This is a genomic window from Streptomyces montanus, assembly GCF_005786655.1.
GTDB classification, from domain to species: domain Bacteria; phylum Actinomycetota; class Actinomycetes; order Streptomycetales; family Streptomycetaceae; genus Streptomyces; species Streptomyces sporangiiformans.
Genome location: NZ_VBZC01000090.1, coordinates 427 through 20,812 on the forward strand (window position 1 = coordinate 427; position 20,386 = coordinate 20,812).

Consider the following 20,386-nt stretch of genomic DNA (forward strand, 5'->3'; position numbering starts at 1 on the left):
GCGTCCCGGCCGCGTCCACGATCCGTCCGAGCAGATCCACGGACCCGGCCGTGAAGTCCCGCTCGGCGATCAGCTCGGCCCGCCGCCCCAGCTTGTTGCCGAAACCGCCGACCAGGTCGGCGAGCCCGTCGGTGTCCCGGGTGTCGGTGACCGCGCGCAGCAGCAGGTCGGTGAAGTCGGAATCCTTCTTGACCGCGAAAAGTCCTGCCGCCTCACCCTCGTCGGCGTTCATCTCCCGCTGGTAGCGGAAGAGTTCGGGGTCGAGGCCGAGGTCGCCGAGGTGCTCGTTCCAGCGGTCGTGGATCTCCTCCCAGTGCACCTCGAGGTGCGGATACGCCTTGCCCGCCTCGGTGATCGCGTCCCGGAAGCCCTTCATCGTGCGGCGCCGCCCCTGCGCACCGGACACGCCCTCGACGGAGGGCCGTACGGCGGTGGCCTCGGCGACCGGCAGGTTGTCCAGGCTCAGCCCGGGCCCGGGCCGGAAGGAGTACCAGGCTTCCGCGAACTTCCGCGGGTCGTTGGACACTTGGCGTCCGCGCCACTCGCTCACCTTGCCGACGACGACGCACTCACCGGTCAGGGTGTGCTGCCACTCCAGCGCCACATGCCCGCAGTCGTCGGCGAGCAGGAACTTCCGCAGCACGCCGGAACTGGCGCCGCCCAGCGTGTTCCGGTGTCCCGGCAGCATCACCGAGAAGATCAGCTTGAGGAGTACGGACTTGCCGCCGCCGTTCTCCAGGAAGAGCACGCCCGCGGGAGCGGGACGACGCGGCGGGCCGACCGGCTCCTCCTCGAAGAACTCCGCCTGGGTGGGCGCGGGGGCGGGCACGGGGTCGCCGACGCCCCGCAGGTCCAGCACGGTGTCGGCGTAGCGCGCACCGGCAGGCCCGATGGAGTAGAGGCGGACCCGGGACAGCTCGTACATGGCGGCGGACTCTCGTCATCGGAAGGGGAAGTCGGGTTCGGTCGGGTTTCGCCCGGCGTCGACCGAGGGCGGTCGACGGCAGTCGGGTCAGGAGTGGAACGGCAGTCCGGCGTCGGCCACCAGATCCAGGTCGTCCGTGTCCTCGGCGGGCAGCAGGCTCGCGGTTCCGTCGGTGACCGGAACGATGCCCAGCTCCAGCAGCTCGGCCATCGCGGCGCTGCCCGCCATGTCGCGCACCTGGAGCTGGTAGCGGGCGGTCGTGCGGTACGTCCCCCCGGCGTCGTCCCCGGTGCGCTGCAGGAACCCGGAGTCCGTGAGGAACGCCACGGCCTTGCCGACGATGCCGGTGGTCGAACCCGCGAGCCGGCGCGCGTCCTTGGTGGCTCCGGTGGCGCTGCGCCTGACCCAGATCCGCCAGGCGGCCTCGAGGCCGGGCGCGTCGGTGGCCGGGTCGGTGTTCGCCCCCTGCTCCTCGGCCCGCTCCTCCAGGCGGCGGCAGGCCTGCCGTACGAACGCGTCGACTCCGTGGACCGACACCCGCCCGATGTATCCGTCGTCGGCGAGGTCCTCCGGCCGCGGGAACGCCAACGCGGCCACCGCGAGATGCGCGAGCCCGTGCAGGAACCGGTCCCCCGAGTCCGCGGACGCCCGCCGCGCGTAGTCACCCATGCGCACGGCGAACACCGAGTCCTCGGCGGCGGTCACCGCCATCCCCGCGCGCGGGGACACCTCCAGCACGACCAGCCCGAGCCCGGCGGCCACGGCGTCGGCGAGCCGCGCGAACGCCGGGTCCTCGCGATACCGCCGCAGCAGCTCGGCATATTCCTGGTCCCGCGCGGGCTGCAGCTTCGGCTGCAGCCCGAAGGCGACGAGCCGCGCCGAGTCGGCGGCGTCAGCAGGCGTGACGGCGCGACTCACCGGCGCAGCGGCATCCTCCGTCTCACTCCACTCGACGTGCTCGGTCACGGTGTGGGCTCCTTGCTCTGAAAAACGAGGGTGAGGGCAAGCGCCCCTTCAGGGGCGCGGGGCGTGACATCATGCGGCTCCGCCGCGTGGGCGCGATCAGCCACACACGGCCCGCACCCAAAAACTGACCCGCAGTTCACCGGTGCTCCAAACGGAGCGTAGCCGTGCCGACTATGAGGTCCGCCCCACCGAACTCCGAGTCGTCCAGCTCGACCCCGTCATCCACCGAGAACAGCAGCTTCTCCTCGCCCTGCCGGTGGGCCGTACCCACCGGCGGGCTGGCCGCGTGGACGGCCAGCAGGGCCACGAGATACGGCAGTTCGGGATCCTGACGGCGGGCGTCGTCAAGCAGCCCGGACAGCCGGCGCGGCGCGTCGGCGGGCAGGTCGAGCAACTCCATGGCGGCAGCCAACTGCTCCTCGCTGAACCGGCTGTCGTCCGGCGTGGCGATCAGATCCGGCTCGGGCATCTCGGCGCCGAGGTGCTCGCGTTCCAGGGGCGGCGTCAGCAGTATGTCGACGAGGTCACCGACCCGTACGGACACGGGAGTCCGCAGCCCCGTCCCGCGCGCGAAGAACGCGTCCGTCACGCGCAGCGCCTGCTCCACGGGCAGGGGCAGTACGGGCGCGACAAGATGCCCGTACAGATCTATCCCCGACGTGGTCATGGGCGTCGCGAAGGCCTGCCGGTCCTGCTCCGCGCGGAACAGCGGGCCGGCTTCGAGGAGTCGGGACTGCAGCTGCGTATGGCGGCGGATGCAGTCCTTGACGATGTCGACGAGCTCGGCGGCGCGGCGCTTTTGCTCGGGGTCCTCGGACTCGTCGCGCGCCTTGCGGATGTTGGTGAGGATCGCGTTCTCGTGGCGATAGCGGTCGGCCACGTGGTCGAGTGCCTCGGCGATCATGTCGGGGACGGCCTGCAGCCAGTCCACCGCCCGTACGTTGCGCCGCGTCGCGTCCAGGGCCCTGCGGAGCGTCTCGGAGTACTGCACGGTCCGGTAGCGGGCCTGCTCGGCGGCCAGCTGCGCGTCGGCGAGCCTGCCTCGGCTGATCAGCACCTCCAGCTTGACCTCGGCGGCGATCTGCGCGCTGGTGACGTCCGTGTCGAGGGCGCCCACGAGGACGTTGACCGCCTCGTCCGTCGTACGGAGATACACGCTCCCTCCATGGCCGGGCACCTCCTCGATCAGCTTGAAGTCGTAGTCGCGGCGCACATAGGAGCCGTCGGGCGCGAACGTGCCGTACACGGCCCGGAAGCCGCGGTCGACGCTGCCGACGTTGATCAGGTTCTCCAGGACCCAGCGGGCGACGCGCTCGTGCTCGGCGACGGGCCGGCGCGGGGCCTGCGCGGCGATGCGCGGGATGAGCCTGGCCACGATCTGGTCGTGGTCGGCGCCCGTGTCGAAGTCCATGTTCAGCGTGACGAGGTCGATGGCGGCCAGGGCGACCTCCGCCATCCCGTACACCGAGTACTCACCCGCGAGGTTCGCCTTGCGTACGTCGAGGTCGTGCAGCGGCGCGGTGCAGGCGAGCGCGCGCAGCCGCCGCGCCAGTCCCTCGTCGGCGGCCGGGCCCAGGGCGGGGCGCGGCCCCGCGCTGAGCTGGGGCGGAACGCTGTCCGTCGATGCAGGCGAAGTCACGGTGCACAGACTAGGTCCTCGGTCTGACAACGACGGAAACGCTCCGCAGGCCGAGCCGGGGACCTGCGGGTTCGTCTCCTCGGGATCCCTACGAAGACGCCTCGGTTGAGCTCCTGCACCAACAGCCGTTCGTGCGTGAGCAGCCGGAACGTCTCGCGCAGCGTGTTGCGCGAGACGCCGAGCCGCCACCGCTGCTGTCCTCGAACATGCGCGTACCGGGTGGGAAGTACCGTTCCTGAAGACTGAGCAGGAGTGAGCCCGATCAGCCGCACGCCCCGAACGGTCTTGAGCGCTCCCCCAGACTTCGTCCGGGGGGACCCCCAGGTCCCCGGCGTACTCAACCCCGGGGCGGCGACACGCATCCTGTGAGTGGTCCGATCCCGGGAGGCCAGTTGCCTGCGCGACCTGGCCAGGTGGGTACGGCCAATGGCGACGGGGAGGCCCCGGACCATCTCTCTGGTGGAGCGGGGGCCCCGCACGCTGGCGCCGTACCCGGCGTCCCAGATCGCACGATCACGCTAACCCGGTCGGCCCACGGTGTTGCAAGCCAACGAGCGGACCATCACACGATCGAGCTAACTCGACCTCGTGCACACTCCCCTGCAAGCAGCTACAACCCCTCGGCGATCCGGCTCCTGAGGATGTCCGAGACCTGCTCGGCAGTGCTGGGTGCGTCCCAACAGCGCGCGGTCGTCCGCCAATTCGTTGAGTTCGGCCACGCCCGAATTCAATCGCAGATACAAGAACGAAACAACATGAGTATTGAGGGATCGTTCAACGATCCCTTACCTTGCTTGTCAGGCGCCGACGGCTTTCCCCGGCGTCGACCGCTTGCGCACGGCACGGCTCAGTCTCCGAGCACCCTCCCTCCGTCTTAGTGAGGTGCCATGAGCACGACCCCTCCACCGCAGTCCCTGACCCCCGGCACCCACACCGGCCCGGGTGAACCGACCACCGACGAGGGCGCTTTCGCCTGGCTGCGAGCCCTGGGTCCGCGCGGCCGCCGCGCCTTCGTGGGCGCGTTCGGCGGCTATGCCCTCGACTCGTACGACTACTTCACGCTGCCGCTGACCATGGTGGCCCTGTCGGCGTACTTCGGCCTGAACAGCGGCCAGACCGGGCTGTTCACGACCGTCACGCTGGTCGTCTCCGCCGTCGGCGGCGCCGTCGCGGGCGTTCTCGCGGACCGGATCGGGCGCGTCAAGGCCCTGATGATCACAGTGATCACCTACGCGGTCTTCACCGTAGCCTGCGGCTTCGCACCCAACTACGAGACGCTGCTGGTGTTCCGGGCCCTTCAGGGGCTCGGTTTCGGCGGCGAGTGGGCGGTCGGCGCGATCCTGGTCGCCGAGTACGCGAGCCCGAAGCACCGGGGCCGTACGCTCGGCGCGATCCAGAGTTCCTGGGCCGTCGGCTGGGGGCTCGCCGTGATCGTCTACACGCTGGTCTTCCAGTTCCTCGACGAGGACGTCGCGTGGCGCGTGATGTTCTGGACCGGGGCGCTGCCCGCCCTGCTCGTCGTCTGGGTGCGCCGTCAGGTGAAGGACGCGCCGAAGGCGACCGAACGCCGCGAGGAGAGCGCCGAGAAGGGCTCGTTGGCGGCGATCTTCAAGCCCGGCACGGCCGAGGCACCCGGGCTGCTGCGGACGACCCTCTTCGCGGTCCTGCTCTCCACCGGTGTCCAGGGCGGCTACTACACGCTGGCCACCTGGGTGCCCACCTACCTCAAGACGGAGCGTGAACTGTCCGTCGTCAACACCGGCGGCTACCTCACGTTCCTGATCAGCGGCGCCTTCATCGGCTATCTCACCGGCGGCCATCTCACCGACAAGCTGGGCCGCAGGCGGAACATCTGGCTCTTCGCGGTCCTCTCGGCGATCTGCATCCTCGTCTACGCGAACATCCCCAGCGGCGCCAACACCCTGCTCCTTGTGCTCGGTTTCCCGCTCGGCTTCTGTATGTCGGCGATCTTCAGCGGCTTCGGTTCGTTCCTCAGCGAGCTGTACCCGACGGAGGTGCGCGGCACGGGACAGGGCTTCACGTACAACACCGGCCGGGCCGTGGGCGCCGTCTTCCCCACACTGGTCGGCTTCCTGGCCGACAGCTGGGGCGTCGGCGGCGCCCTGGTCTTCGGCGCGATCGGCTACGGTCTCGCGGCACTGGCCCTCTTCGGACTGCCCGAGACGCGCGGAAAGGAGCTTCTGTGAACCGCACTCAGGACCGGCCGCTGAACCTTCTCGACGACCACGACCACGACCACGCGCGTGCGTGGAGCCCCAACGAGGCACGCGCACACTTCCGTTCGGGTCTGTCGGGACCCACCGCGGGCCGCGCTGCGGGCCACACGCAGGCGAACCTGATCTCGGTGCCCGCCGACTGGGCGTACGACATGCTGCTGTTCTGCCAGCGCAATCCGAAGCCCTGCCCGGTCCTCGACGTCACCGACGCCGGCTCCTGGACCACCGTCCTCGCCCCGGACGCCGATCTGCGCACCGATGTGCCGCGCTACCGGGTGTGGGAGCACGGGGAGTTGGTCGACGAGCCCACGGACGTGGTGGCGCACTGGCGCGAGGACCTCGTCTCGTTCCTCATCGGATGCAGCTTCACCTTCGAGTGGGCGCTGAGCGAGGCTGGTGTCCCGCTGCGCCACATCGAGCAGGGCCGCAACGTCTCCATGTTCGTCACCAGCCGTCAGTGCCGACCCGCGGGGCGGCTGCACGGCCCCATGGTGGTGTCGATGCGCCCCGTCCCGCCCGCGCACCTGGCCGCGGCGATCCGCGAGAGCAGTCTGCTGCCCGCGGTGCACGGCAGCCCGGTGCACTGCGGCGAGCCGGACGGACTCGGCATCGAGGACCTCGCGCGCCCCGACTTCGGCGACGCGGTGGATGCCGAGCCGGGCGACATCCCGGTGTTCTGGGCCTGCGGGGTGACGCCGCAGGCCGCGGTGATGGCCTCGCGCCCGCCGTTCGCGATCACCCATGCACCGGGCCAGATGTTCATCACCGACGCCCGCGACGAGCAGTACCGCGTGGCCTGACCGGAGGAATCGACACCGTCATCGTCACGCGGCGTCCGGCTGTTGCGTCAGTTCCGTCACCGTCAGGGCCGCCAGGGCAGCCGATACCGCGTGCGAGGTGCGGAGGTCGAGGCGGGCGCTGGTGCCGCGAGCCCGATGGCGTACTTCGGACGCGGCGAGGGTGAGGAGCTGGGGCAACAGGTCGGTGCAGCGACGGGCCACCCATCCGGTGCCCGCGGTGGCCAGCCACCGCAGACTCGCCAACCGGGTGGGCACGGGGAACTCCGGGTCGGGCGAGGGCGCGACGCCGGTCGCGATGCCCTCCTCCGCGAGCACGGAATGGAAGCGCAGGGCGAGCTGCCGGTGCCCACGCTCGCCGGGGTGCAGCCGGTCCGCGCTCCACATGGCACGGTCCTTGAGCCACTCCCCCTCGGCCGCGTGCAGGTGGAGGGCCCCGTGGCGCTCGGACAAGGCGTGCACCACTGTGTTGACGGCCCGCTGCCGCCGGGCGAGGGGTTTGGCCATCGCGCCGGGCAGCCCGAGCATCGAGCCGGGGTCGGGCAGGCACACGGTGAGCAGGACCACGTTCTCGGCCCGGAAGGCCGCGTACACCTTGTCGAGGCGGGCGGTCAGGGCATGGATGTCGAAGGTGCAGCGCAGGGTGTCGTTGACGCCGATGACGACCGAAGCGACATCGGGCCGGACGGCCAGCGCGGCCGGGGTCTGACGCTCGAGGACATCGCGGGTCTGCGCCCCGCTGACCGCGAAGTTGGTGAACTCCACGGGCGCGTCGGCCGGTGCGAGGCCGTCGGCGAGCAGCGCGGCCCAGCCACGCCACCCGTCCCCGACGGGATCACCGACGCCTTCCGTGAGCGAATCGCCGAGCGCCACGAACCGCAGCGGTCTCATCGCAGGCCCTCCCGCGAGGCCGCGGCCGCCGTCGGCACGACGGCGGCCGACCCGACCGACCCGACCGACCCGACCGACCCGACCGACCCGACCGACCCGACCGACCCGACCGACCCGACCGGCTCCACGTCATGCGCCGCGAGAAACGCCTCCACCGCGTTCTTCCATCCGAAAAGCTCCGCACGCGCGCGTGCCGCCTCCCGGCGCTCACGCTCCGGGCGCTCCAGGATCATCCGCACCGCGTCCGCGAAGGCCTCGCCGTTGTCCGCGGCGGTGGCTCCGGCGGAGCCGACGACCTCCGGGAGGGCGGACGAGGAGCTGGCCACGACAGGGGTGCCGCAGGCCATCGCCTCCAGAGCGGCCAGCCCGAACGTCTCGGCCGGTCCCGGGGCCAGCGCCACGTCGGCGGTGGCCTGGAGGGAGGCCAGCAGGGCGCGGTCGGCGACGTGTCCGAGGAAGGTCACCGGCAACCGGCGCTCGCGCGCCCGCCGTTCGAGACGGGTCCGCAGCGGGCCCTCGCCCGCGACGACGAGCACCGCTCGCCGTCCGCGGCGCAGCAGCGCCTCCAGGGCGTCCAGCGCCGTGCCGGGACGCTTCTCGACGGACAACCGGGAGCACATGACGAGCAGCGTCTCGTCCACGCGCGCGTGCCGGGCGCGCAGTGCGGGGTCCCGCAGTGCGGGATACCGGTGCTCCAGGTCGACGCCCAGCGGAGCGCGTACGACATTGCGCGCACCGATGCGCACGAACTCGCGCTCCGCGAACTCGGTGGTGCACACGACGCGCGCATAGGTGTGCGCGGTACGGGTGTTGAGTACGTCGGAAGCCCGCCGGGCCATGTTCTCTGACAGGCCCCAGGTCCGCAGTACACCGTCGGCGGTCTCGTGGGAGACCATCACGGCCGGCACCCGATGGCGGCGCGCCCATGCGCCGGTCCACCGCAGCGTCGTGCGGTCGGAGACCTCCAGACGGTCGGGGGCGAGCTCCTCCAGGAGCCGGGCCACCCGCTTCTTGTCGGTGAGCACCCGGTAGCCGCCGGTGCCGGGGAGCAGCGGCCCGGGCAGCGTGATCACCCGTCCCTGCTCGGTCTCACGGTCGGTGGCGCGTTCGCCGGGCACGATCAGCACAGGCTCGTGCCCAACCTCCTTGAATCCCTTGCCCAGCTCACGCAGCGCCGTCCGCAGGCCGCCCGAGGCGGGCGCCACGAAGTTCGCGAGCCGCACGATCTTCAGCGAAGAGCTCATGCCGCGACCACCGTCCGGTCGGCGAGCACCTGGTCGTAGTGCCCGATGAGCTGGTCGCCCACGGCCTCCCAGGTGCGGCCCTCGACCATGGCCCGCCCGGCGGCCCCGTACGCGGCCCGCAGTGCGGGGTCCGCCGTCAGCGCCGCCACCGCGTCGCGTACGGCGTTCTCGTCGCGCGGCGGCACCAGGAACCCGGTGCGCTCGTGGGCCACCAGGTCGAGCGGCCCGCCGACGGCGGGCGCGACGACCGGGACGCCGCTGGCCATGGCTTCCTGGACGGTCTGGCAGAAGGTCTCGAAGGGGCCGGTGTGCACGAAGACGTCCAGCGAGGCGAAGATCCGGGCGAGGTCGTCGCCGGTGCGTCGGCCCAGGAAGGTCGCGCCGGGCAGCGTCTCGTCGAGTCCGGACCGGCTGGGGCCGTCGCCCACGACGACGACCTTCACACCGTTCAGGCGGCAGGCCCCGGCGAGCAGTTCGATGTGCTTCTCGGGGGCGAGCCGTCCCACGTAGCCGACGATCACCTCGCCGTTCGGAGCGAGTTCACGCCGCAGCGCCTCGTCGCGGTGCTCGGGGCGGAAGCGGACGGCGTCCACGCCACGCGGCCACAGCCGTACCCGGGGCACACCGTGTGCCTCCAGGTCCTGCAGGGCCGCGCTGGACGGGGCGAGTGTGACGTCGGCGGCGGCGTGGACGGAGCGGATACGCCGCCACGCCGTGGACTCACCCGCGCTGATGTAGGTGCGGGCGTAGCCCGCGAGGTCGGTCTGGTAGACGGCCACGGCCGGTATGCCCAGCCGGGAAGCGGCGGCCATACCGCGCACGCCCAACACGAAGGGGCTGGCCAGATGGACGATTTGGGCCCGGTGTGCGGTGATGGCCGCGGCCACGCGCCTGCTGGGGAGGGCGACGCGGACCTGGGGATACCCGGGGAGCGGAAGGGAGGGGACGCGGACGACGGGGCACGGCGCGGAGGCGTCGGCGTCGTTCGCGGCTGCGGTGGCCGGAGCCACGACGAGGGGGGCGTGACCGCGCGCGACGAGGTGTCGGGCGGTCTGGAGAGCGCAGTGGGCCACGCCGTTCACATCGGGGGGAAAGGACTCGGTCACGATGACGACACGCATACCCGTGTTGTCGTCGTGCTGGACGTGGCCGGGTCAACGTGGATCTTTCCGTACGAGGAACGTCCCATGAGCGTTGTGCGCCGCCGCCCTCGTAAACCCTCCAGGTCAGCGCCTGTGTGTGTCCTCCTGGTTTACCAGTCACCCGGTGTTCACACGACAGCCCCGTCCGGGTCGCGGCACGGCATGCCGCCCCGGACGCAGGGATGGGCTCGGACGGTGTCACACGGCGGACGTGTCCGGGCCGATTCTGCTGCGCACCGCCGTCTGTACCTCGGCCTCCTCGGCCGGATCGGCGGCGAGCCGCCGTAGCTGGTCGACCACACGGGCATCACCGGTCTCGGCATGCCTGGCCGCGATCTCTCTGGTGGTCTCCTCGCAGTCCCAGAGGCATTCGACGGCGAATCCGGCAGGGAAGGACGGGTCGGTGGCGGCCAGCGCGCGGGCTGCGCGCCCGCGCAGATGTGACGAGGCCGTCTCGCGGTAGATGTGCCGCAGCACGGGGGCGGCGCAGGCGATGCCGAGCCGTCCGGTGCCGTCGACGAGGGTCCACAGGGTCGGCGCGTCGGGCCCGTCCCCGCGTACGGCCTCACGCAGGGCGCCCAGCACCAGTTCGCTGTCCTGTGCGCCGCCCCGGCAGGCGAGCACCCGCCCCGCGGCCTCTCCGAGCGCATCGGGCCGGTGCACCCACGTGCGCGCCCGCAGCACGGCGGCGACGCTGCGCATCCGCTCGAAGGCGTCCACGGCGGCATCCACGACGAGTCGCGAGCCGGAGGCCTGGGCGGCCTCGATCAGGTCGAGTACGTCGGGATCTTGGCTGTCGGCGAGATAGCGAAGGGCCGTACAGCGCGCGCCGTCGTCGCCGTGGCGGGCGGCCTCGACGATCTCGGCGCGGTCGTCGGGCCCCGCTACGGCCGTCAGGCAGCGTGCGGCCGGGACATGGAGTGCCGCGCCGCGCTCGATGCCCTGCTGGGCCCACTCGAAGACGGCCCGCACGCTCCACCCCGGACGGGGGCCGGTCGGTCGCATCTGCCGCTGCCAGCGGTCGAAGGAGCCGGTCTCCTGAGCGGCGCGCACGCGCGGCCCGACGGATGCGCGCGGATCCTCGGCCCACAGCCGCCAAGGGCGCGGTTCGAAGGCGTCGCGTACAACGGCTGCGAGTTCGGCATCGCCCTCGGGATCGGCGGGGAACCGGGCGAGGACCGGCGCCGCGAGGGCGCTGAGGCCCTCGTCGTCGTCGCGCAGCGCCAGTTCGTCCAGGGCCCAGGCCCAGTTGGCGCCGCAGGCGGCGTACCGCCGCAGCAACTCCAGCGCGTCCCGCCTGTCGTACGAGGCGAGGTGCCCGAGGACGGCGAGCGCGAGTCCCGTGCGTGACTCGTCCGTGTCGAGGACGTCGTCGGCGTCGAAGAGGTGACGCTCGATCTCGTCGAGCTCACCGTTCAGATCGACGTAGAGACGGGCGTAGTACAGGGAGCGGTTCTCCACCTGCCAGTCGTGGCGGGGGTCGCTCAGCACACACTGGTTCAGCGCCGCGAGCGCCTCGGCCCGCGGTGCGGTGAGCGCGTGCAGCGTGCCGTCGCCGCGGCCCCGCTGGAGCAGGCCGAGCAGCGTACCGCTGGGCGCTATGACCGGATCGAACATGGGAAGCAGCCTCACATCAAGCGTCGACGCGACCGGGGATCGTGCGTTACCTGGCCGTGTGACAACACGTCGGGGCGCCCGTCGTCTCTTGCTTGCTGTAGCCCATCTTCCTCTGCCTCTCGTCGTTGGCCCGTCTGGGCCGTCACGGCCCGCGCGGTGCGGCAACATCTGCCCAGCCATCGCGTCCGTGAATCACGACGTCATGATGACTCAGCTGTTCTCGCTGCCGCGACCGCATTTCCGGCGTCCCCGTACCGCCTCCCCCAAAATCACTGTCTCGCCTGGTCAGGGCGGGTGCTTCAGTTCGCTCCGAAGAGTTCGAGCAACTCGGACTTCCCGAACATCCGAGCCGTGTCCACGGCGGACGGCGTGCCCGCTTCAGGGTCGGCGCCGGCGTCCAGGAGGACCCGGACCACCGCGTCCTCCCCCTTGAAGACCGCTCCGGCGAGCGGGGTCTGGCCCCGGTCGTTGACACGGTCGGCCTCGGCGCCGCGCTCCAGAAGGGCGCGCACCGCGTCGGCGTGGCCGTGATAGGCGGCGAGCATCACGAGCGAGTCGCCACGGTCGTTGGTCAGGTTGGCCGGAACGCCGGCGTCGACGTACGCGACGAGCGCTTCGGTCTCGCCACGGCGCGCCAGATCGAAGATCTTGGTCGCCAGCTCCACGACCTCGGGGTCGGGGGCTTCGCTCATCGGCCGGACCACCTCTCGCTGCGAGAACGTGCGGACTGCGGGTGCGTACGACCGCGAGCGGTGCGCCCGTACGAGTGAATCGCCAGCGTACTGGCTCCGCGGGCACATGACTGTGCCCTCCCTAGGCAAAGATCATCGCGAGCCCGGCAGACCGCCAGGTGAAGGCCCTGTCGGCCAGAACTCCAGAACCTTCGGGGCGAAATGCCAGGAAATTCACTCAGTTGCACCTTTTATCGTATGGATACATGCTGTGACCCTGGAAGCACTCATGGTGACTGTCCCCACCTACCAGGAGAACCTCATGATCCTGTCCATCTCAGGCGTCGTCCTGCTCGGCATCGTCGTCTTCCTCTTCTTCCGCAAGGACGGCCTCAAGGCCTCGCACATGCTGGTCTGCGCGCTCTTCGGGTTCTATCTGGCGAGCACGGCCCTCGCGCCGAGCATCAAGGCCGGCGGCGAGAGCCTGGCCAGCCTCCTAGGCGGGATCAAGTTCTGACGCCCCACCCCTCCACACGCACCCTCAGGAGACATCAGTGGCCCGGCGCCCTCTCCCCCGCATTCTGAGCCACGGCAGCGAGCGGATCGTCCGCAGCCGGGAGCTGGCCCGGACGGCCGCCACCAGCGCCACCGACGTCCTCCACCCGCTGATCACGATCACCCGTGGACTGCGCCGGCTGGCGGCGGCCGGGCGGCGCAAGTGGGCCGACACCCCCAAGGACCGGCATGGGCCGCTGCTGTTCCTGGTGGCCTCGATCGTCCTCGTCGTGGCCCTCCTGCCCTACGGGCCGCTGCTCGCCGGCATCTCGCTGATGGCAGCGGCCGCGTGGCACGGCCGGGACCGCACCGGTGCGCTGCCGAAGGGCCCGGACGACGCGCAGACCAAGCGTCTGCAGTCGCTCTACGAAGCGCTCGTCCCTTACTTCTCGGTCCCTGAGGACCCCGCTCCGCTCTTCGCACACGGCGGGGAGTGGACGAAGGCCTTCAGCTCCTACGCGTTCGACGACACAGGCCGCCTCGCGCACCTGACGATCCGCTACCCCGCCTACTTCACGGACGGCGAGACGGCCTCCCGCACACGCATCGAGCAGGTGCTGCACGCGAAGTCGGGCCGTGGCCGCGAGTACCGCTTCGCGTGGGACGAGGAGGGCAACCAGCTCACGGTCACGGTGCTGCCGCCCCTGCCCACCGACATCTCCGCCCAGCGCTTCGTCACCGCACCGGGCGAGATGGTCCTCGGCTTCACCGACCCGACCGGCGTCCAGCGCACGCTCCCCGTCGCCTTCGGTGAGGAACAACGCGACGTCCCGCCGGTCGTCTGGCGCACCGGCGTGCGTTCCACCGAGCCGCATCTGCTTGCGATCGGCGGCCCCGGCAGTGGCACGACCACCCTCCTGCGCTCGATGGCTCTGCAGGCGCTTCAGCACGGTGACGTCCTGATCATCGAGGGCGGCGGCACCGGCGAGTACGCATGCCTCGCGGACCGCGACGGAGTCCTGGCCGTCGAGTGCGGCCTGGCGGGGGCACTGGCCAGCCTGGAGTGGGCGGCGCACGAGACGGAGCGCCGCCTCATCGCCGCGAACCGTGCTCGTCAGGCGGGCCACCCCGCGCCGGACGACACGAAGCGTCCCCTCTGGCTCCTCCTGGACCGCCCGACCGTCCTCGGGCACCTCGCGGCGGCCGACGACCGCCCGGACCCGCAGGCGCTTCTCCAGGTGCCGCTGCGGCACGGTCGCGCGGCCGGTGTCACGGTCGTGGTGGCCGAGCAGTTCGACGGCATGGAGTCCCTCGCCGACGGGGTGCGACAGCACACGCGCGCGCGTGTCGTTCTCGGCCCTGCCTCGGCGGAGCAGCTCGAAGCGGTGCTCGGGTCAGCCCCGCCCACCACACCGACCCCCGACGTGCCCGCCGGGCGCGGCTACGCCCGGCTCGGCGCGGGCCCGGTGCACCGCCTCCAGGTTCCGGCGACCCCGGACCCGTACGACGAGGCGACGAGCGAGACCCACCGTCAAGCGGTCCTGAGCCTCCTGCCGGAGCGCGCGGCGCCCGCGGACGCGGAGCCCGTCGGCGCCGCCGTGGAGGGCTGAACACGAGCGGCTCCACGCTTGGGGGGTGTCACGCCACGAACGTGCGCGGCGTCTCCGTCATCCCGTTCCCGTTCATCCCCGTCTCCACCAGCCGGGCGGCCGCGGCCAGCCGTACCGCGGCCTCATCGGCCACCGCTCCGCCGACCGTGAACGGCAGCCGTACATAGCCCTCGAAGGCCCCGTCCACGCCGAAGCGGGGTCCCGACGGCACCCGCAGACCCACGCGCTCGCCCGCCTCGGCGAGGCGTGACCCGGACAGCCCTCCGGTCCGCACCCACAGGGTCAGCCCGCCCTGCGGCACGTCGAACTCCCAACGGGGCAGCTCGCGCCGGACGGCGGCCACGAGCGCGTCACGGTTCTCGCGCGCCTGGCCCCGGCGGACGTCCACCGCCTGCTCCCAGCCTCCGGTGCTGAGCAGCCAGTTCACGGCCAGCTGCTCCAGAACGGGCGTGCCCATGTCGGCGTACGCGCGCGCCGCGACCAGGCTGCGGATGACGTCGGGGGCGGCCCGCACCCAGCCGATCCGCAGGCCGGCCCAGAACGCCTTGCTGGCCGAGCCGACCGTGATGACCGTGGATCCGGCCGGGTCGAAACCACAGACGGGCCTGGGCAGTTCGAGCTCGTCGTCCAGACGCAGTTCGCTCATGGTCTCGTCCACGACCACCACGGTGCCCGCGGACCGAGCCGCGTCGACGAGCTGCCGCCGCCGGTCCTCGTCGGCGAGCGCGCCGGTCGGATTGTGGAAGTCCGCCACGACGTACGCGAGCCGGGGGGCGGCGTCGCGCAGCACGTGCCGCCAGCGGTCCATGTCCCAGCCCGCGAGCCCCTCGGCCATGGCGACGGGCACCAGCCGGGCTCCGGCCTCCCGCATCAGCTGAAGGATGTTGGCGTACGAGGGCGACTCGACGGCGATGCGCTCACCGCGCCCGGCGAACAGATGACAGATGGCGTCCATGGCCCCCATGGCCCCGGTCGTCACCATGATCTGCTCGGGCATGGTGGGAATACCGCGCGCCGTGTACCGCTCGGCGAGCATCTGGCGCAGTGCGGGCAGCCCCGCCGGATAGTCGCCGTGGGTGTGGGCGTACGGCGGCAGCTCCTCCAGCGCTCCCTGGACGGCCCGGGTGAGCCAGGGCTCGGGCGCCGGCAGGGCGGCGCAGCCCAGGTCGATCATGGAGCCGAGCGCCTCGGGCGGCAGCGGTTCGAGGCCGCGTGCGGGCAGCGGGTTGCCGGCCGGTACGGCCGTCCAACTGCCCGCTCCCCGGCGGGACTCCAAAAACCCCTCGGCGCGCAGCGCCTCATAGGCGGCGGCCACGGTGGTGCGGCTGACGGAGAAGGCGAGGGCCAGCTCGCGCTCGGCGGGCAGCCGTGCGGCGACGGGGACGCGGCCTTCGAGCACGAGCAGCCGGATGCCGTCGGCCAGGGCGCGATAGGCGGGCGGGCGGCGCGTGCCGGGGCCGGCCGGGCGCTTCTGCTGGGAGTTGAGCAGCCGGGCGAGCTGCGTCGCCCCCACCGCCGAAGTCCACTGAGCCATGACTTCAGTCCACCTTCCCCGAATTGGCCATCGATCACGTTCATTCCCAAGCCACAGAGTGTCACGAATCAGTCCACTACCACCACTGGGGGGCACAACTTGTCCACGCCGCCATCAGGGCACCTCACCCGTCGGCTGCTCCAGCTCTACGTGGGCCTGGCCCTGCACGGCGCGAGTGCCGCCCTGCTCGTGGAGGCGGGCCTGGGCCTGGAGCCCTGGGGTGTCCTGCACCAGGGCCTCGCGGAGCTGACCGGGCTGACGATCGGGGTCGTCTCGATCATCGTGGGCGCCGCGGTGCTGCTCCTGTGGATTCCCCTGCGCCAGCGCCCCGGCCTCGGCACGGTCTCCAACGTCTTCGTGATCGGTATCGCGATGGACGGCACCATCGCACTGGTTCCCGACCTGCACACCCTCGCCGTCCGGGTTCCGGTGCTGGTGGCAGGCGTCCTGGTCAACGGTGTGGCGACCGGCCTCTACATCGCGGCCCGTTTCGGTCCTGGCCCGCGTGACGGGCTGATGACGGGTCTGCACCATCGCACGGGACGCTCGATCCGCCTGATGCGCACGGCCGTCGAACTGACGGTCGTGGTCACCGGTTTCGCCCTCGGCGGCACGGTCGGCGCGGGCACGATCCTGTACGCGCTGGCCATCGGCCCGCTGGCCCAGCTGTTCCTTCGCGTATTCGCCGTCCCCTCGGCGGTGGGCGACAGTACGGTCGTTGCCGCCGGTTCACCTGAACGGGCGATACTGCGGGAGTGACCACGCGGATACGCCACCCCTATCTCGACCACCCCGGTCCGATCGCCTTCGCTCACCGGGGCGGGGCGGCGGACGGCCTGGAGAACACCGTGGCCCAGTTCCGGCGCGCGGTCGAGGCGGGCTACCGGTACATCGAGACCGATGTACACGCCACCGCCGACGGCCGGCTCGTCGCGTTCCACGACGCGACGCTCGACCGGGTGACCGACGGGGCGGGCCGGATAGCTGACCTCCCCTGGGACGACGTACGGCACGCGCGCGTGGCGGGTGCCGAACCGGTGCCCCTCTTCGAGGAACTCCTGGAGACGTTCCCCGACGTCCGCTGGAACATCGACGTCAAGGCCGAACCCGCGCTGCACCCCCTGCTCGATCTGATCCGCCGCACCGACTGCTGGGACCGCGTCTGCGTCGGCTCCTTCTCCGAGGCGCGCGCGTCCCGCGCGCAGCGGCTGGCCGGACCGCGCCTGGCGACCTCGTACGGGACCCGGGGTGTTCTGGGACTGCGTCTGCGGTCCTGGGGCGTCCCCGCGGCCCTGCGCCGCTCGGCGGTCTGCGCCCAGGTGCCCGAGTCCCAGTCGGGCGTCCCCGTGGTCGACCGTCTCTTCGTGCGCGCCGCCCACGCGCACGGGCTGCACGTCCATGTGTGGACCGTCAACGAGCCCGAGCGGATGCACCGCCTCCTGGACCTCGGCGTCGATGGCATCATGACCGATCACATCGAGACGCTGCGCGGGGTCCTCAAGGACCGCGGCGCCTGGGTCTGACCGGCCAGGTAGCACCGCGCAGGGTCCGCGTACGGGGACTGCGACGGGGAAGCGAGGGCACGGGTGGGCACCGACACCGTGCGGGCGGGAGCGGCCGCCGAGGCGGCCGAGCGGCGCCGCGAACAACGCGGCTGGTACTTCTACGACTGGGCCGTCTCCGTCTATTCGACGAGCGTCCTGACCGTGTTCCTCGGGCCCTATCTGACGTCGGTCGCGAAGTCGGCGGCGGACCCGGACGGATTCGTGCACCCGCTGGGGATCCCGGTCCGCGCGGGCTCCTTCTTCGCGTACTCCGTGTCCGCGTCCGTGATCCTGTCGATCTTCCTGATGCCGTTGGCGGGCGCGGCGGCCGACCGCACGGGCCGCAAGAAGCCGCTGCTCGCCACCGCCGCCTATCTGGGAGCGGCGGCGACGACGGGCATGTTCTTCCTCGACGGCGACCGCTATCTGCTGGGCGGCCTCCTCCTGATCGTCGCCAATGCATCGGTGGCCGTCTCGATGGTGCTCTACAACGCGTATCTGCCGCAGATCGCCCCTCCGGAGGAGCGCGACGCGGTCTCGTCCAGGGGCTGGGCCTTCGGCTACGCGGCGGGCGCGCTGGTCCTGGTCGCGAACCTGGTGCTGTTCACGGCACATGACAGCTTCGGTGTCGCGGAGTCGACCGCGGTCCGCGTCTGTCTGGCGTCGGCGGGCATCTGGTGGGGCGCCTTCACGCTCGTACCGCTGAGGCGGCTGCGCGACCGCCGTACGACGTCCCCTGCGGGGACGTCCGATTCCGGGACATCCGATTCCGGGACATCCGCCTCCCGGACGTCCGGGCACGGCTGGCGTCAACTGGCCGCCACGGTGCGGGACATGCGACGCCAGCCGCGGACGCTCGCCTTTCTGCTGGCCTATCTCGTCTACAACGACGGCATCCAGACGGTCATCTCACAGGCCTCGGTGTACGGCTCCGAAGAGCTGGACCTCGGACAGTCGACCCTCATCGTCGCGGTGCTGCTCGTCCAGCTGCTGGCCGTGGCCGGGGCGCTCGGGATGGGCCGGCTCGCGCGCACCTACGGCGCAAAGCGCACGATCCTCGGCTCGCTGGTCGCGTGGACGGTGACGATCGGGGCGGGCTACTTCCTGCCGGCCGGCTCGGCGGCGTGGTTCTTCGTCCTCGCCGCCGGGATCGGACTCGTGCTCGGCGGGAGCCAGGCACTGTCCCGTTCACTGTTCTCGCATCTGGTGCCGAGGGGCAGAGAGGCCGAGTACTTCTCGGCGTACGAGATGAGCGATCGCGGAATGAGCTGGCTCGGCCCTCTTCTGTTCGGTCTCACCTACCAGCTGACCGGAAGTTATCGGGACGCGATCATCTCGCTCGTGGCCTTCTTCGTCCTCGGATTCGTGCTGCTCGCGCGGGTTCCGGTGCGGCTGGCGGTACGGGATGCAGGCAACCCCGTTCCGGACCGGATTTAGCACTCGGGGCCAAAGGGCGGTAGTGTACGCGTTTGGCCTGCCAGGCGTACCGTTACTGCGCGTCAAAGATGCCGAAACGCTGGGTGACATCTGCTCTCAGATGTGACAAACCGGGCGCCGGTGGGTACAACAAGGGGCGGCTACGACGGCGACACATGACCCGCAACGGGAATCTTTACCGCCGACCGGACGTTGACCGGATGACGACGACAGCGACACCTGTCCTGTGGGCGACAAGCCCGGGAGGCACGATTCATGAGTGAGCGAGCTCTTCGCGGCACGCGCCTCGTGGTGACCAGCTACGAGACGGACCGCGGCATCGACCTGGCCCCGCGCCAGGCCGTGGAGTACGCATGCGAGAAGGGGCATCGTTTCGAGATGCCCTTCTCGGTGGAGGCGGAGATCCCGCCGGAGTGGGAGTGCAAGGTCTGCGGGGCCCAGGCACTCCTGGTGGATGGCGATGGCCCCGAGGAGAAGAAGGCCAAGCCCGCGCGCACGCACTGGGACATGCTGATGGAGCGGCGCACACGCGAGGAGCTCGAAGAGGTCCTCGAGGAGCGCCTGGCCGTTCTCCGCTCCGGCGCCATGAACATCGCGGTACATCCGCGGGACAGCCGCAAGTCCGCGTAGCCCCCTCCGGGGCTGCGGCGGCATACAGAGCGCACCCGGAACCGCGGGTGCCGTACGTTCGCGTACGGCACCCGCGGTTCCATGCGTTGACGCTGCCGCTCGTTCGGCTGGGCTGAGCTGAACTCGGCTGAGCCGCCGCCCGGCGTTCGGCGGCGGCTCCGGAGCACGCTCGCTTCTTTCGCCCCCGCCGCCCCTGCCCGTCCCATCCCTCGGGGGCTGCGCCCTCAGCCCCCACCCGACTCGTTTCGGCTGCGGGTTGTCTGTGGCCGGTCGCGCAGTTCCCCGCGTCCCTTACGGGGCGGAGCTCCCGGGCTTCGAGCTCAGCCCTGCAGCGGCGGACGCCGCTCCGCGTCCCGCTCGGGCCCACGCGGCTCGTCGTCGCGGATGACCTCTCCCTGGACGACCTTGCCGTCGGGGCGGCGGATGCGGGCCTGCTGGAAGGCGTCACCGAGGGTGCCCGGGGTGGCCTCGCGCATCTTGCGTTCGAAGGTGCGCTCCGCGTACCGGCTCAGGGCCTTCTGGACCGGCGGAATCAGCAGGAGCAGGCCCAACGCGTCGGACACCAGACCGGGCAGCATCAGCAGCAGACCCCCCAGCATCATCAGACCGTTGCCCTCGCTGCCCCGCTCACCCTGCGGCAGCCCCCCGGTCTGACCGGCCTGCTGCTGTTGCAGAGCCTCACTCAGATTGCGGAAAGCCCGGCGTCCGGCCCGCTTGATGACCACGGATCCGAGCACGAACCCGGCGACGAGCAGCAGGAAGACGGCGAGGCCACCCGCCGTGCCCGCCACCACGGTCAGCAGCCAGATCTCGAGCACCAGCCACGCGGCGATACCGAGCGGCAGAAACGTACGCAGTCGGGAGCGCCGTGGCTGTGCGGGGTACGTCGGAGTCGGAGCGCCAGTCGTCATGCGTCCAGTGTGCCTGGGCCCGGCTCAGTACGGGATAAGGGGCTGGACAGCGCTGCCTGTGGGCTTGTGAGTCCGCGAGCCACAGGTTTCGAGTCG

17 protein-coding genes and 2 pseudogenes are annotated in these 20,386 nt (G+C 71.4%); 8 read left to right on the forward strand and 11 right to left on the reverse strand.

Going from position 1 to position 20,386, the window contains the following annotated elements:
• The 4 genes and pseudogenes from FE633_RS43305 to FE633_RS49940 all read right to left on the reverse strand — a co-directional run.
• Positions 1 to 925, reverse strand: a pseudogene (locus tag FE633_RS43305) (hypothetical protein); the annotation flags it as partial.
• Between the two features lie 87 nt (positions 926 to 1,012).
• Positions 1,013 to 1,891, reverse strand: coding sequence for a hypothetical protein (locus FE633_RS43310; protein ID WP_138050661.1), 879 nt, complete (start codon positions 1,889 to 1,891; stop codon positions 1,013 to 1,015).
• A 136-nt stretch (positions 1,892 to 2,027) separates the two neighbouring features.
• Positions 2,028 to 3,530, reverse strand: coding sequence for a hypothetical protein (locus FE633_RS43315; RefSeq protein WP_138050683.1), 1,503 nt, complete (start codon positions 3,528 to 3,530; stop codon positions 2,028 to 2,030).
• Between the two features lie 83 nt (positions 3,531 to 3,613).
• Positions 3,614 to 3,771, reverse strand: a pseudogene (locus FE633_RS49940) (GntR family transcriptional regulator); the annotation flags it as partial.
• A gap of 646 nt (positions 3,772 to 4,417) precedes the next feature.
• Between FE633_RS49940 and FE633_RS43330 the strand changes: the two are divergent.
• Positions 4,418 to 5,737: an MFS transporter gene (locus tag FE633_RS43330; RefSeq protein WP_138050662.1), complete on the forward strand. Its 1,320-nt coding sequence runs from the start codon at positions 4,418 to 4,420 to the stop codon at positions 5,735 to 5,737.
• Positions 5,734 to 6,567, forward strand: a complete 834-nt coding sequence (locus tag FE633_RS43335) for a putative hydro-lyase (protein WP_138050663.1) — start codon at positions 5,734 to 5,736, stop codon at positions 6,565 to 6,567. Before FE633_RS43330 ends, FE633_RS43335 begins: the two co-directional genes overlap by 4 nt.
• 24 nt (positions 6,568 to 6,591) lie before the next feature.
• On the opposite strand, the gene FE633_RS43340 is transcribed toward FE633_RS43335, so the two are convergent.
• From FE633_RS43340 to FE633_RS43365, 5 genes are all read right to left on the reverse strand, one after another.
• Positions 6,592 to 7,455 carry an SGNH/GDSL hydrolase family protein gene (locus FE633_RS43340; RefSeq protein WP_138050664.1) on the reverse strand — a complete coding sequence of 288 codons (864 nt, stop codon included), beginning with the start codon at positions 7,453 to 7,455 and terminating at the stop codon, positions 6,592 to 6,594.
• On the reverse strand, positions 7,452 to 8,699 hold the full coding sequence (locus FE633_RS43345) for a glycosyltransferase (RefSeq protein ID WP_138050665.1): 1,248 nt from the start codon (positions 8,697 to 8,699) through the stop codon (positions 7,452 to 7,454). The genes FE633_RS43340 and FE633_RS43345 overlap by 4 nt, the downstream gene beginning before the upstream one ends.
• Positions 8,696 to 9,820, reverse strand: coding sequence for a glycosyltransferase family 4 protein (locus FE633_RS43350; protein WP_138050666.1), 1,125 nt, complete (start codon positions 9,818 to 9,820; stop codon positions 8,696 to 8,698). The genes FE633_RS43345 and FE633_RS43350 overlap by 4 nt, the downstream gene beginning before the upstream one ends.
• Before the next feature lie 219 nt (positions 9,821 to 10,039).
• Positions 10,040 to 11,458 (reverse strand): HEAT repeat domain-containing protein, encoded by a 1,419-nt coding sequence (locus FE633_RS43355; protein WP_138050667.1) that lies wholly within the window; start codon positions 11,456 to 11,458, stop codon positions 10,040 to 10,042.
• A gap of 299 nt (positions 11,459 to 11,757) precedes the next feature.
• Entirely contained in the window at positions 11,758 to 12,150 is a 393-nt protein-coding gene (locus tag FE633_RS43365; protein WP_138050668.1) for an ankyrin repeat domain-containing protein, read from the reverse strand.
• 301 nt (positions 12,151 to 12,451) lie between these two features.
• Here FE633_RS43365 and FE633_RS43370 point away from each other — a divergent pair, with 301 nt between their 5' ends.
• Together FE633_RS43370 and FE633_RS43375 are read left to right on the forward strand one after the other, a co-directional pair.
• Entirely contained in the window at positions 12,452 to 12,646 is a 195-nt protein-coding gene (locus tag FE633_RS43370) for a hypothetical protein (protein ID WP_119099111.1), read from the forward strand.
• Positions 12,647 to 12,683: 37 nt separating this feature from the next.
• A complete protein-coding gene (locus FE633_RS43375; RefSeq protein WP_138050669.1) occupies positions 12,684 to 14,234 on the forward strand; it encodes a P-loop NTPase family protein in 1,551 nt (516 codons plus the stop codon).
• Positions 14,235 to 14,262: 28 nt separating this feature from the next.
• On the opposite strand, the gene FE633_RS43380 is transcribed toward FE633_RS43375, so the two are convergent.
• On the reverse strand, positions 14,263 to 15,768 hold the full coding sequence (locus FE633_RS43380; RefSeq protein WP_138050670.1) for an SCO1417 family PLP biosynthesis transcription factor: 1,506 nt from the start codon (positions 15,766 to 15,768) through the stop codon (positions 14,263 to 14,265).
• 99 nt (positions 15,769 to 15,867) lie between these two features.
• Between FE633_RS43380 and yczE the strand changes: the two genes are divergently transcribed.
• The 4 genes from yczE (at position 15,868) to FE633_RS43400 (ending at position 19,379) form a co-directional block, all read left to right on the forward strand.
• Positions 15,868 to 16,527 carry a membrane protein YczE gene (yczE, locus tag FE633_RS43385; protein WP_138050671.1) on the forward strand — a complete coding sequence of 220 codons (660 nt, stop codon included), beginning with the start codon at positions 15,868 to 15,870 and terminating at the stop codon, positions 16,525 to 16,527.
• On the forward strand, positions 16,524 to 17,291 hold the full coding sequence (locus FE633_RS43390; RefSeq protein WP_138050672.1) for a glycerophosphodiester phosphodiesterase family protein: 768 nt from the start codon (positions 16,524 to 16,526) through the stop codon (positions 17,289 to 17,291). The genes yczE and FE633_RS43390 overlap by 4 nt, the downstream gene beginning before the upstream one ends.
• 63 nt (positions 17,292 to 17,354) lie before the next feature.
• Positions 17,355 to 18,749, forward strand: coding sequence for an MFS transporter (locus FE633_RS43395; protein WP_138050673.1), 1,395 nt, complete (start codon positions 17,355 to 17,357; stop codon positions 18,747 to 18,749).
• 255 nt (positions 18,750 to 19,004) lie between these two features.
• Positions 19,005 to 19,379, forward strand: a complete 375-nt coding sequence (locus FE633_RS43400) for an RNA polymerase-binding protein RbpA (protein WP_003977404.1) — start codon at positions 19,005 to 19,007, stop codon at positions 19,377 to 19,379.
• A gap of 320 nt (positions 19,380 to 19,699) precedes the next feature.
• Here the strand turns inward: FE633_RS43400 and fxsA are convergent, their stop codons facing one another.
• Positions 19,700 to 20,290 carry an FxsA family membrane protein gene (fxsA, locus tag FE633_RS43405; RefSeq protein ID WP_138050674.1) on the reverse strand — a complete coding sequence of 197 codons (591 nt, stop codon included), beginning with the start codon at positions 20,288 to 20,290 and terminating at the stop codon, positions 19,700 to 19,702.
• Positions 20,291 to 20,386 lie beyond the last annotated feature (96 nt).